The organism is Vibrio mediterranei (assembly GCF_013364395.1).
GTDB lineage: Bacteria > Pseudomonadota > Gammaproteobacteria > Enterobacterales > Vibrionaceae > Vibrio > Vibrio mediterranei.
The window spans coordinates 333,888-347,397 of the sequence record NZ_JABXGK010000008.1 but is presented as its reverse complement, the minus strand read 5'-3'; the positions used below and the strand labels follow the sequence as shown (position 1 = coordinate 347,397).

The 13,510-nt window shown below is 44.5% G+C and carries 10 protein-coding genes; 6 read left to right on the top strand and 4 right to left on the bottom strand.

Annotated elements, in window-relative coordinates; genetic code table 11:
• The first annotated feature begins 4 nt into the window (after positions 1–4).
• The gene (locus HOP38_RS18575; protein ID WP_373455204.1) at positions 5–679 is read left to right on the top strand and encodes a DUF1007 family protein; all 675 of its coding nucleotides are present in this window, start codon (positions 5–7) and stop codon (positions 677–679) included.
• Positions 676–1,824 (top strand): nickel/cobalt transporter, encoded by a 1,149-nt coding sequence (locus HOP38_RS18570; protein WP_242456558.1) that lies wholly within the window; start codon positions 676–678, stop codon positions 1,822–1,824. The genes HOP38_RS18575 and HOP38_RS18570 overlap by 4 nt, the downstream gene beginning before the upstream one ends.
• Before the next feature lie 131 nt (positions 1,825–1,955).
• Here the strand turns inward: HOP38_RS18570 and HOP38_RS18565 are convergent, their stop codons facing one another.
• The 4 genes from HOP38_RS18565 to HOP38_RS18550 form a co-directional block, all read right to left on the bottom strand.
• Positions 1,956–2,828: an aspartoacylase gene (locus HOP38_RS18565; RefSeq protein WP_198558672.1), complete on the bottom strand. Its 873-nt coding sequence runs from the start codon at positions 2,826–2,828 to the stop codon at positions 1,956–1,958.
• A gap of 197 nt (positions 2,829–3,025) precedes the next feature.
• Positions 3,026–4,720 (bottom strand): phospho-sugar mutase, encoded by a 1,695-nt coding sequence (locus HOP38_RS18560; RefSeq protein WP_198558671.1) that lies wholly within the window; start codon positions 4,718–4,720, stop codon positions 3,026–3,028.
• A gap of 194 nt (positions 4,721–4,914) precedes the next feature.
• Positions 4,915–6,531 carry an ABC transporter ATP-binding protein gene (locus HOP38_RS18555; RefSeq protein ID WP_198558670.1) on the bottom strand — a complete coding sequence of 539 codons (1,617 nt, stop codon included), beginning with the start codon at positions 6,529–6,531 and terminating at the stop codon, positions 4,915–4,917.
• A gap of 22 nt (positions 6,532–6,553) precedes the next feature.
• Complete coding sequence (locus HOP38_RS18550; RefSeq protein ID WP_198558669.1) at positions 6,554–7,042, bottom strand: hypothetical protein; 489 nt, start codon at positions 7,040–7,042, stop codon at positions 6,554–6,556.
• A gap of 194 nt (positions 7,043–7,236) precedes the next feature.
• Here HOP38_RS18550 and HOP38_RS18545 point away from each other — a divergent pair, with 194 nt between their 5' ends.
• The 4 genes from HOP38_RS18545 to HOP38_RS18530 all read left to right on the top strand — a co-directional run bounded on the left by HOP38_RS18545 (position 7,237) and on the right by HOP38_RS18530 (position 13,451).
• Positions 7,237–8,328: an alkene reductase gene (locus tag HOP38_RS18545; protein WP_171388848.1), complete on the top strand. Its 1,092-nt coding sequence runs from the start codon at positions 7,237–7,239 to the stop codon at positions 8,326–8,328.
• A 185-nt stretch (positions 8,329–8,513) separates the two neighbouring features.
• Positions 8,514–8,795 (top strand): hypothetical protein, encoded by a 282-nt coding sequence (locus HOP38_RS18540; RefSeq protein WP_038226228.1) that lies wholly within the window; start codon positions 8,514–8,516, stop codon positions 8,793–8,795.
• Positions 8,796–9,432: 637 nt separating this feature from the next.
• Entirely contained in the window at positions 9,433–12,453 is a 3,021-nt protein-coding gene (locus HOP38_RS18535) for an NADH-dependent flavin oxidoreductase (protein WP_198558668.1), read from the top strand.
• Positions 12,454–12,506: 53 nt separating this feature from the next.
• Complete coding sequence (locus HOP38_RS18530) at positions 12,507–13,451, top strand: FAD:protein FMN transferase (RefSeq protein ID WP_198558667.1); 945 nt, start codon at positions 12,507–12,509, stop codon at positions 13,449–13,451.
• The last annotated feature ends 59 nt before the right edge of the window (positions 13,452–13,510 follow it).

Below are 13,510 nucleotides of genomic sequence, written 5' to 3'. Positions count from 1 at the left end.
GACGATTTATGAACTAAAAAATAGAGCCCGCCAAAAGAGCAAGTATTTATTGGTAGGTTTAGTCGCAGCGTTATTCGTTAACGCTGCTGCGGCTCATCCTCATTCTTGGATTGAAATGAAAACACATATCAATGGCCAAGACGGTATCATCACAAGCTTAAGTATGGAGTGGTCTTTCGACGCAATAACCTCTATCTATATGCTTGATGGAGAAGATGTTTCTCCCGATAAAGAGCAGGAAACGTTGCATAATTTGTCGATGTCAGTCCTCAACAATATGAAAGATGAACATTACTTCACTCACTTTTACGATGGTGAGAAAACAGTAAAGTACGGACTAGCACGCAATGCAAAGATGACCCGTGATAAAGCAAAATTGGTGCTCAGCTTTGAGATTCCCTTTACCAAACCGCTGCCTGTTACTCGCGATTCATTAAAGCTATTAATATATGAGCCGAGTTATTATGTTGATATGGCTTGGCGATCCACTAATGATGTCGTCCTGTCACCAGAGCTAGCCCGCCAATGTCAGGTCAACATCATTGAGCCAAACCCGACTCCAGAGCAAATGAGTTATGCCATGTCTCTCCCTGCTGACGCGGATCCGGATAACACATTGGGTCACCTCTTTACACAAACTGCAAGTATCCATTGTGCCAATGTTTCCGACTCGCAATGACAAACTCAAAGCAAATTGAATCAAACGTTATGAAGCAAAACAAGAACAATGTAACACTCAACCACACCAAAGAAGCACACTTACATTATCGACGTATCTTTGTAGCGATAGTCGTCTCTATACTACTGGTTGTAAGCTTATATCTGTTATGGCAAACATGGCCGTCACTGGTCGTGATGAGCATTCAATGGCAGCGTGAGGTGAACGCACAACTTGCCGATTTGCTATACGATGCTCAAACACAACCTTTGATCGCTGGTGGCTACTTGATTGGCGCCAGTTTTCTTTATGGAATGCTCCATTCCATTGGTCCAGGTCACGGTAAAGTCATCGTGACCACTTATCTGGCGACCCACCCAACCAAAGTTAAAACTAGCTTAGTTTTAACCGTTATTTCTGCGTTGTGTCAGGCACTCGTTGCTATTGTACTCGTGAGCGTCCTCATTTGGGGTTTCAATGCCTCAATGCAGGCCGTCAACCGTGATGCCATGATTTTTGTTTCAATTAGCTTTGCGCTCGTTGCTTTATTGGGAGGCATTATTTGCTGGAAGGCCGCAGCGCAGATTTTTAAGCTCTCACGTTCTCACAACCTCAAGATCCGTAGTCTAGCTCCACTCTCTTCTCTAAACACGAAACAGAAAACAAAGCTTGAGGTAAATCCTGCCACCTACGCTATCAAGCCCTCACCTATAGTGGCCAAAGCAACAGGTATTCAACATCACCATTCCCATGGCGATAACTGCGGGTGTGGGCATCAGCATGTTGTTAGTGCACAGATGATCAACGAAGCTTCAACATGGAAAGAATACTTAGGCATTGTTGCATCCATAGGTGTTAGACCCTGCAGTGGCGCCATTATGGTCCTGCTTTTCGCAAACGTTGTTGGTTTATATTGGATGGGAGTAATCAGTGCGATTCTGATGGGACTAGGAACGGCTTTAACAACGTCACTGATTGCACTAATGACTCTGTCTGGCAAACATATACTTAAACGGTATCTAGTGGTGGCAAACAGTGAGCACTCCGTTAACTGGAAGCTAACTGGCAGTTATCTCAAGCTGGTTGGTGGCGTTATACTGATGATCATTGGCTTACTTTTCATGGGCGGGCAGGATTACGGAATGTCCCCTGTGTTGTCGAGCTGATCTAGAAAGCTCTAAATAGAAACTATTTAGAGCTTGTTTACTATGGTATGCCACCCGTATTGCCTATCCAGAACATATCTCAGCGGGTTTGTGGTCATCGCAGTAGTCGCTAGATAAGATAGAAGCCCATCCTATCGAACTGAAACCGTGTGTTTCTCAGCCAAAGCCATCACGATATTCGAGTCACTGTAGGCACTCTCATTTATAAAGTGTGGGTATACCTCATTGTCGCTCTCCCAATAAATATCATGACCACAGAGAGTGGCCAACAAAGGCTCTCCCTTCCTTAGTACTTCGAAATCTCGCCCACATAGCGTGGGATGTACGACAGCTTCACGCATACCGTCGTTTCCGACTGGTGCTTTGACCTCTTCGGTATAGTAAAAAGCGTCATAATCATTCAGCTCACCAAGTTGCTTCAGGTTGTGCTTTTCTATGTAATCCAAAACCACAGAACACATCGCTTTCATAAGCTCTAACGTACTGTATTTTAGCGAGCTATGAGCTTGACTCCCGACCTCTATCATGACGCCATATTCACTAGCAGTGCAAAGATAGGGCTGATCACTCCAAGATTTCCTGCTTTCAAATAAGATATTTGCCTTAGGTAGACGTTGCTTCACATATGCGCCCATCATTCGATAAAACGGGCTATCCGCAAGTAGAATCAAGGTCGCCCCCATATTACTTGTGGTGTTATGCAGATCAATGATCAGTTGATCACTTGTGTTTGCGTGATGTTCAATAAACTGATTGGCGACTTTCGATTCGTGCGAATTCGAACTCTCAACCTTATTAGATGCGGAGAATTCACGATTTAAGTCAGAATCAATATATCTAATGTTCTGTTTTTGAGCCTCTGGGTTAGCAATGATGGAAGAGGCAGAAAACGTCGAGCGATCAACGGCATAAAGACCTTCTTTAATTAACTTATGTAGATAAATCCCAGAAAGTTCATTGCCATGGGTCCCAGCCACAATCAGGACCTGCTTGAGTTTATCCATTTATCTAATACCTCCAATTAAAATTAATAACATTCCTAAACTAGGGCCGATTGCCTACTAAGTGTGTAAAGGTAAGTCAGGAATAATTGATATGTTATAACATATCAATAGAAATATAAAAAAGACTAGGTTTAGATAGGTCAAAAACACAAAAGAGCGGCTGACATGCCGCTCTCTTCTACTGCATTTTTTCTGAGTTATAGACTCCGTTGATGCGCTTCAATTAATGCTAACATTTTGGCTTCAGCCGATTGATTCGCTTGAGCGTAGTCCATCTCTGGTGGAAAATCGCTGATGACCTCATAATAGCATTTAAGCTTAGGCTCAGTGCCAGATGGACGCACAATGACTCGCGATTGATCCTCAAGCAAATAAATCAGCACATCACTTGCGGGTAAATCGATGGTTTCTGTCGTTCCATCGGCGAATTGTCGAACGGATGTATTTAGGTCTTCAATCACTTCAATGCGCTTGCCTGCAATCTCTGTCGGTGGGTTGCGACGAAGCTTCTCACCAATAGGTGGCGACTTAGGATCTAACGCAATACTGCGCTGGGCATTAAAGTAGAAGCCATGTTGACGATAAAGCTCTTCAAGCTTATCCCACAGCGTTTTTCCTTGCGCTTTGAGCTTACCGGTTAACTGTGAAAACGCCACAAGTGCAGAGAGCCCATCTTTATCCCACACTTTATTGCCAACCGTATACCCTAATGCCTCTTCATAAGCGAACAGGAAGGGATGGTCCACGCTCTCTTGAATCATTGCGACGTTGGTTAGCCATTTAAATCCCGTCAATGTTTGGTAATACTGAGCACTATGCGCCTTGGCAATACTTCTTAGTAGGCGCGACGAAACTATGGTATTCCCCACCAGCGCATTAGGTTGACCCGCCAACAAGTAATCACCAAATAATGACCCTACTTGATCTCCCGTCAGCATTTGGTACTCACCATCAGGACGTTTAACTGCAACTGCAAAACGATCAGCATCTGGATCGTTGGCACAGGCAATATCTGCACCTACAGACTTGCCGAGCGCCATCACCATATCCATTGCTCCAGCTTCTTCTGGATTTGGGAAGTTAACGGTTGGGAACGCACCGTCCGGTTCTCGCTGCTCAGTTACACTCGCCACTTGGTTAAAGCCTGCGTCTGCTAACAGTGTTTCTGCCATGTCAGCACCGACACCATGCATCGCAGTATAAACAATGGAAATATCCGTATTGCTATCCGGTGTTAGAAGTTCACTTTGGTTTATGGCCTTACGATAGGTTTGATAGTAATCCTCTTCTAACCAAATCAATAACCCCTGTTGTTTCGCTTGGTCTAAGGGTAACAACGTTAGAGGTTGAGTCGTAGCATCGTCAATCTGTGCCGCAATACCAGAGTCATGTGGAGGAATAATCTGCGCCCCGTTTTCCCAATAGACTTTAAATCCATTGTATTCTGGTGGATTATGACTGGCCGTCACCACAACGGCTGCTGCTGCATTCAATTCACGAACACCAAAGGCAACGATAGGCGTTGCTGCAACTTTATAGGTCAGATACACCTTGATACCAAGAGCTGTTAAAACGGACGCGGTATCGTGCGCAAACTGCTTGGAATCAGGGCGGCCATCATAACCAATCACTACACCTCGCGATGAAGCCTCGCTAACTTGCTCGAGAAGATAATGACCTAACCCAGTCGCAGTTTCTTGAATGACTAAACGATTCATACGATTTGGTCCAGCCCCCACTTTACCGCGTAAGCCAGCGGTACCGAATGCAAGGCGAGAGCTGAATCGATCTTTCAACTCTCGTTCATCGTTCGAGTCCACCAGCTGCTGCAATTCGTGTTTAGTAATTGGATCAGGATCGCGTGCTAACCATTGAGAAATTTGTTCAGTCATAGTGATGTTTCCTTAATTGAGGCAACCTGATGGAGAGGGATATCTTTCAGGTTCTCATTTGTCTATTAAATAATAGTAAATGACTCTCAATATCATTAAAGAGAGAGCAACCGATAAAATGAACTCCAATTTGATAACAAGCTAGAACAGTAATGATAGGTAAGCCAACACTTACCTACCAATAGACAGGGTGACTAAGTCTCTTCAGGCTCTATATCGAACGACGCATCAATCAACTTCTGGGTATAGTCGCTCTTTGGATGATAGAAGATTTCATCAGTGGTGCCTTGCTCCATAATCTCACCCTTTTGCATTACCAGAACACGGTCAGATAGCGCTTTAACCACGCTCAAATCATGGCTGATGAACAAGAAACCGATGTTATGTTTCTTCTGAATGTCTTTTAGAAGGTCTATAACGGTAAGCTGTACCGAGCGATCCAATGCAGAAGTAGGTTCATCAAGCAAGATAAATGATGGTTCAAGAATGAGTGCTCGGGCAATAGCAATACGTTGTCGCTGCCCGCCTGAAAACTCATGGGGATAACGGTTGATACTGTGAGGGTCAAGCCTAACTTCTTCTAAGGCAGTCCGTGCACGCTGCATGCGTTCGGCTTTTGACAAATTGGGATGATGAACCGTAAGGCCTTCTGTAATGATGTCGCCTACGGTCATTCGTGGCGAGAGCGACCCATAGGGATCTTGAAACACCATTTGAATGTCTTTTTTAAGGGCAAATCGAGCTTTAGCCGTCAGTTTGTCCACGTCTTGACCTTTGAACTTCACAGTCCCAGTGCATGGTAGCAACCCGATCAGTGCACGTCCTAAAGTCGATTTACCCGACCCTGACTCCCCTACAATACCCAAGGTTTCACCCTGCTTGAGCTGCAACGAAATCCCTTTAACCGCTTCAAAATACTGATTACGCTGTGGTATAAAGCTCGATTTAATCAAGAATTTCACTCGAATATCGTCAGCTTCTAGCAAAGTAGGGGCGGTTTCTTCTACTTCCTCTTTTTGTCCCTTAGGTACAGAATCGAGTAGCATCTTGGTGTAATCGTGCTGGGGTGATGAAAACAGCGCTTGGCATTCGCCTTGTTCGACAATATCCCCCTTACACATCACTATCACTCGGTCTGCCAAGTGTTTGACCACACCCAAGTCATGAGTAATAAACAGAATCGCTGTTCCAAGCTTGGCTTGGATTTCTTTGATGAGATTAAGTACTTCAGCTTGAACCGTTACATCGAGTGCAGTGGTTGGTTCATCAGCGATCAAAATGTCAGGCTCATTAATCAAGGCCATAGAAATCATAATGCGTTGCAGCTGGCCACCAGAAAACTCGTGAGGGTACTTAAAGTAAGCCGTTTCTGGTTCTGGCAAATGCACCAAATCAAACAGCTCCAAAACGCGTTTCTTGGCTTGTTGACCACTCACCTTTCTATGGCACATCAATGCTTCAGCGACTTGAATGCCCACCTTCATATAAGGGTTAAGTGAGGTCATTGGTTCTTGGAAGATCATTCCGATACGGTCACCACGAATCTTTTGCATCGCCTTATCATCCATTTTCAGTAGCGAGTGGCCGTTAAATGCGATGTTTGAATCCGCGTGAATAATCGCATTGTTGGGCAAAATCTGCATCAGCGCGTTGGTTGATACAGATTTACCGCTTCCTGATTCACCCACAATAGCTAATGTTTCACCCGCAAAAAGATCGAAGTTGACTTGTTTCACTGCATCAACAATACCGTCATTGGTGGTAAAGCTTACGGAAAGATCGCGGACAGTTAGAATAGGGTCTTGAGACATAATGCTTCCTTGCTCATTCGAATTAGTAATGTGAGTTTGGTGTCGGGTTGGTGTGTGGATTCAAGACCGCAATACTATGATGCGATCGGCTAAGCTCATTGAATTTTTGAGTCCACTCAGCACTGTGTTGAGAAGCGCAGAAGGCTTCCATATGGCTGAGCACAAGATCCGTACTCTCTTCAATCGCCGCATAAACGATCTTGATAAGTTGAGTTTGCTCTAGTGACAAAAATTGCAGTAATGCATAACAGCGATTGAGTGTCTCAAACGCTTGCTGTGGCTCACCAATACTATTGAGGATACTTGATTGATAGATAGAAGCGTCTCGTAATCCTGTCACCAAGAAAACGAACTGACATGGGCGAGTTTGTTTACATTCAAGTGCATGATAGACATGCGAAGGTAAGCTATCTAACACTTGTGAAAACAAGTGTTTTGCCTCAGGCCAACTGCCTTGTTTTAGTAATTTCTCTGCATTTACAAAACGAGACCAGCACTGTTGAAGTTCCATTGGGTGAGCCTTTTTAAAACGATAGTTGCCTATTAAAATTCAAACCAAATGCGAATGCAAGTAATTATCATTTAGCCAATTACTTCACTATTCGAAAATAATGAATACTAAATTCAAAATAAAGCCAATTATCAAATCTAATTAAATGAATACAATGAGCAGACAATAAACATCAGCCACTCAGGACATTCAACATGAGCAAGTTATTTGAGCAAACAGAGATTAAAGGTCTAGGACTTCAAAATCGTATCGCGATGGCACCAATGACTCGAGCACGCACTAGTCAGCCAGGCAATATTCCTAATGATATGATGGCTACCTACTACCAACAAAGAGCCACCGCTGGATTGATCATTTCCGAAGCGACGCAGATTTCCGATGACTCTCAAGGTTACTCTTTTACTCCAGGTGTTTATACCGATGAACAGGTGGCCGGCTGGAGCAAAGTGACGCAAGCTGTGCACAGTGAAGGCTCAAAAATGTTCTGCCAACTTTGGCATGTAGGCCGAGTGTCCCACCCGACGTTCCAAAACGGTGAAAAGCCAATGGCCCCCTCTGCTCTAGCACCAGTAGAAACTCAAGTATGGATTGCAGACGAAAACGGCAATGGCAACATGATAGATTGTGTCGAGCCACGCGAAATGACCAAAGACGACATTCAGCGTGTGGTTAACGATTTTGCCACCGCTGCAAAGCGTGCTGTAGAGGCCGGGTTTGATGGTGTCGAAATTCACGGTGGCAATGGCTACCTTATCGACCAGTTCCTTCGCACCAACTCCAATAAACGTACCGACGAGTATGGCGGTACACGCGAAAATCGTATTCGTTTCTTACTTGAGGTTGTGGATGCAGTTGTCAGCGCGATAGGTGCTCACAAAGTCGGCGTCCGATTAGCACCATTCATAACTTTTAAAGATATGAATTGCCCAGACATCGTACCGACCATTCTTGACGCAGCGACAGAATTACAACAACGTGATATCGCTTACTTACATTTATCTGAAGCGGATTGGGATGACGCGCCTGAAATTCCTGAAGCATTTCGTATCGAGCTTCGCAAACGTTTCGACAACTGCATCATTGTTGCCGGCGGTTACACTCAGCAAAATGCAGAGGCCGTACTAGCTAAAAACTATGCCGATATTGTCGCCTTTGGTCGCCCGTTTGTGTCTAACCCAGACTTGGTCTCTCGCTTACAACACGACAAACCACTAGCGGAACTCGATGGCGCTACTCTGTTTGGTGGCAATGACAAAGGTTATACCGATTATCCAACAATGCCATAACGCTCAGGCCCGCCTTTTGTGCGGGCTTTTTTGTCACCAAATTCCTACATCAATCCTGCTTTTCTTCTTTTTAATCATATATTAACCCGTCACAACCCTTCATTTGCACAAAATATGACCTCGCTCAAAAATATATGCATCATTAGGAGTATTTTAGGAACGTTCATATTTCAGGAGTGAAAAACATGACAGCTTCAAAAATGTTTGTAAGGGATTTTCTGGGATTACTATTAATCGTCTGCACTGTGCTTGCAGGATTGTGCGTTTTACTTTGCCTACTTGCATTGTTTGCATACGTAAACCACGAAACGATTCTCGCCTCTGACTTCTTCCACGAATCGTTCTACCTCATCGCTTTCTTTATTCCACCCTACTTCATAGCAAGACACATCAACCGTGCAGAGACAGTCACTGCCGTTGAGCAATATTTGTTGATGAAGAGTAAAAGCGAGCAACTTCCACACTAATACGCTTTAAGGGTAATCTTCAATTCATCCTGACCATTACCCTTATTCAACCGCAGTAGACGTATTCAGTTACGTACTTCACTGAGCAATTAGACGTTTCTTGTCGCTATCTTTCTCTGTTAACTACCGCCCTCAACACCATTAACTCGTCTGACGAATGATGCCCGGTAGTGGAATCTTATTTTCAGCTAAGCACCAATATCCAAAGCTTAAAAAGTTACATTAATGTCACCAGCTGCTCTTTGTCTCTATCACAAAGCTGAAAGCATTACCTGTTCAAACTGCGGTGAAAATAGGGCTATTACGTTGTTAGACTCGGTCAGCTTAACTAATGAATAAAATAAACCATTGTTATTAAAAGATTTATATAGTTATCCGCCCCTACCAAAAACAGAGCCAGCGCTTGTCGTAACAAATACATTTAATGCATCTAATACATAAACAATTCTTAAACATATGCACAATAAACATATATTGAATGCAAACCTTTCATTTTACTCATAAAAATTATCCATAGTATTTTTGAGGGAAAGTCATCTGATGATGTTTTTCTTATATGAAAAATACTTTGAGCAATGCATTCGGCTCTTGAGGAGTTTTTCATATAAGAATTAATCAGTATAAGGAATATTAACTAATGACAAAGTTAATCGAAGAGATAACGCTTGGGCTGTCCAAGGCCACGCTTAAAAACCGCATTGTCATGGCACCAATGACCATTCAATCTGCATTTTTTGATGGTGGAGTGACTCAAGAAATGGTGGATTACTATGCCTCTCGTTCTGGAGATGCAGGGGCTATTATCGTGGAAAGCGCATTTGTCGAAAATTACGGCCGTGCATTCCCTGGGGCTCTAGGTATCAACCACGACAGTAAAATTGCTGGCCTCGAAAAATTGGCAACGGCAATTAAAGCTAAAGGTTCGAAGGCTATTTTACAAATTTATCATGCTGGACGCATGGCAAATGGTGAATTCAATGGCGGCCACCAACCGATCTCTGCCAGTCCTGTTGCCGCTCTGCGCGATAACGCAGAGACCCCACTCGAGATGACCGAAGAGCAAATTGTTGGCATGATCGACCATTTTGGTGACGCAGTTAATCGTGCCATTCTTGCCGGCTTTGATGGCGTTGAAATCCATGGCGCAAACACTTACCTTATCCAACAATTCTTCTCTCCACATTCCAACCGACGCACTGATAAGTGGGGTGGTGATATTGAGAAACGCACCACATTCCCGCTCGCTATTTTAGAGAAGGCGAAGCAGGTAGCCACATCTCACCAAATGCCTGGGTTCATTATTGGCTACCGTTTTTCTCCTGAAGAGATTGAAGAGCCGGGAATCCGTTTTGAAGAGACCATGTTCCTTCTTGATAAACTCGCTCAAAGCGGCCTTGATTACTTCCATTTTTCAATGGGTAACTACGCTCGAAACTCTATTGTTAATCCAGAAGACAAAGAACCGCTTATCCGCAAATTCCATGCGTTGAAGTCTGAAGATGTTGCTAAAGTCCCAGTTATCGGTGTCGGTGGCATTGCTCAGCGTCAAGATGCGGATACTGCGCTTGAGTATGGTTATGACATGGTTAGTATTGGTAAAGGTTTCCTTGTCGAACCAACATGGGCAAAGAAAGCAATCAATGACGAAGTCTGCGCTGAATTTGCTGATATCGCTCAACAACAAGCATTAATGATCCCAACACCATTGTGGGAGATCATGGATTACATGATCATCGACAGCGCAGCCGAAGCATTAAAACACCAACGTATCAAAGAGCTTCAAAGCGTCGAGATCAAGTTCGAACCCGGCGAATACACAGCGTATGGTTATGGCCATAACGGTCAACTTCCAGTCACGGTCAGTTTCTCTGAAGATAGAATTCTTGATATCGCCGTGGATTCCTCAAAAGAGTCAGACGGTATCGCCAACCCGGCTTTTGAACGTATTCCTCAGCAAATACTCGATGGTCAAACACTGAATATCGATGTTATCTCCGGCGCTACTGTCAGTAGCCAAGCTGTTCTTGATGGTGTGTCCAATGCCGTGGATCTCGCAGGGGGTAATTCAGAGGCACTACGTTGTAAAGCACGCGAAGCAGTTGAGTGGTCAACAGAAGTCATCGAAGACACCGTAGATGTGGTGGTAGTCGGTGGTGGTGGCGCAGGTTTGAGCGCAGCGCTTACCGCATTAGATAATCATCAATCAGTGATAGTACTTGAGAAGTTCCCAGCGATCGGTGGTAACACAGTTCGTACTGGTGGTTGGGTTAACGCTGCAGAGCCAAAATGGCAAAAAGCATTCCCAGCTCTTGCCGGGGAAGCAGACTATCTAAAAGCACTTGCTGACACACCAGAGTCTGAGATTGCGCCAGAATATCTCGCGGACTTCCGCATGTTGAAAGATCAGTTAGCAAACTATTTCTTAGATGTAGACGCTGGTAACCACTATCTGTTCGACTCAACAGAACTGCACTTGATTCAGACTTATCTTGGCGGTAAACGCACTAACTTAGATGGTGAGTCAATCTACGGCCAATACGATCTTGTACATACACTGACTAGCCGAGCGATGGAATCGATCAACTGGCTAACAGAGAAAGGCATCGATTTTAACCGTGGTATGGTCGACATTGCGGTTGGTGCGCTATGGCGTCGTGCCCACAAACCAAATCGCCCTAAAGGTGTTGAGTTTGTTGAAAAACTGCAAAAGCACATTGTCGCTCAAGGTGGTCGTATTATCACTGATACACGTGCAGACGATCTGATTATTGAGAACGGTCAAGTCGTGGGTATTAATGCCACTCATTCAAACGGCACTAAATACAAACTAACCACGAAGCAAGGTGTAGTAATGGCATCTGGCGGATTTGGTGCCAACACTAAGATGCTTCAGAAGTACAATAACTACTGGAACGAAATCGCCGATGACATCAAGACAACTAACTCTCCAGCGCTTGTGGGTGATGGTATTGCCATTGGTGAAAACGCTGGAGCAGAATTAGTCGGTATGGAGTATATCCAGCTGATGCCAATTGGCGACCCTAAGTCAGGTGCATTGCTTACAGGCTTGATTGTTCCACCAGAAAACTTTGTCTTTGTTAATCAACAGGGCAAGCGCTTTGTCAACGAATGTGAAAGCCGTGATGTGCTGTCTAACTCATTCTTCGAAAATGGCGGTGTGATTTACATGATTGCGGATGAAGAGATTCGTAAAACAGCGGCAAACACAACCGACGAGACTATCGAACGAGAAATTGAAGAAGGTATTATCATTAAAGCTGACACAATTGAAGAGTTAGCACAGAAGATCAATGTTCCGACTGCCGAACTTAGCGAAACCATTCGCTTGTATAACTCCTACGTTGATAATGGACGTGACCCAGAGTTCCAAAAAGGTGCACTTGGTCTTAAGGTCGAGCAAGCGCCTTTCTACGCGACGCCTAGAAAACCATCTGTACACCATACGATGGGTGGTCTCAAGATCGACACTGACGCTCGTGTGTTAAATAAACAGGGAGCACCAATTCCTGGGCTATATGCCGCTGGTGAAGTAACGGGTGGCATTCACGCTGGTAACCGCCTCGGCGGTAACGCCTTAATTGATATATTCACTTACGGCCGAATCGCAGGTCAAAACGTTTCTATGAGAAACTCGTAAACAAAAGGGAAGCCTCTGGCTTCCCTATTTTTATTCCTGTTCGGAGACACATTATGCCTAGCTATAAAACTCGCTTTCAAATGATGGGGACCTTCATTGATCTTGTTATTCATCATCACAATGGCGGGCAGTTGCTAAAGGACTGTTATCTCCAACTCCAAGAATTCGCCCAGCGCTTTACCGTGAATCAGTCTCATTCGGAGCTGATGAACGTCAATCACAATGCAGGTATACGCCCGGTGCGTGTTAAAGCTGATTTATACGAACTGTTGAAAACTGCCACCGCAGTGAGCCTTGATAACGCCAATCCTTTTAACATCGCCATTGGGCCGTTAATCAAAACATGGCGTATTGGTTTTAAGGACGCGACCCTACCCTCCGATTCTGAGCTTGCATCAAAGCTTGAACTTGTGACCCCCTCACATATTGTGTTTGATGACATCTACCAAACGGTATTCTTAACCAAAGTAGGTATGCAGATTGATTTAGGCGCTATCGCCAAAGGCTATTTCGCTGACAGGATAAAGCAGTATTTAATTAGCAAAGAGGTAGAGTCCGGCTATATCAGCTTGGGAGGGAACGTCTTAACCATAGGGCATGCACCAGATAGCAAAGCAAAAGCATGGACGGTTGGCATTCAGGATCCATTTCGCCCAAGGGGCCAAGTTTGCCGAATCGTACCGCTTAACGACAAGTCCGTCGTCACATCTGGCATCAATGAACGCTTCTTTGAACACAAAGGGGAACGATATCATCATTTACTCGATGCACAGAGCGGCAAGCCCATCGTGACTGATATCGCGAGCGTGACGATTATTTCCAAGTTGTCTGTCGATGGTGAAATTTGGAGCACGGCAGGTTTCCTGAATTCGGTGGACGACGCATTAGCTTACTTGAATCAACAACAGCACGTTGAAGCCATCGTCATTTCCAATCAAGGTCACGTACATATCACTCACGGACTTGTCGACAACGGCCATACGATTCTCGAAAAGTGAGACTATTAGCCCAACTCATTCACCCTGCGCAACCTCACTCCAGCAAACGTTTGCAATTC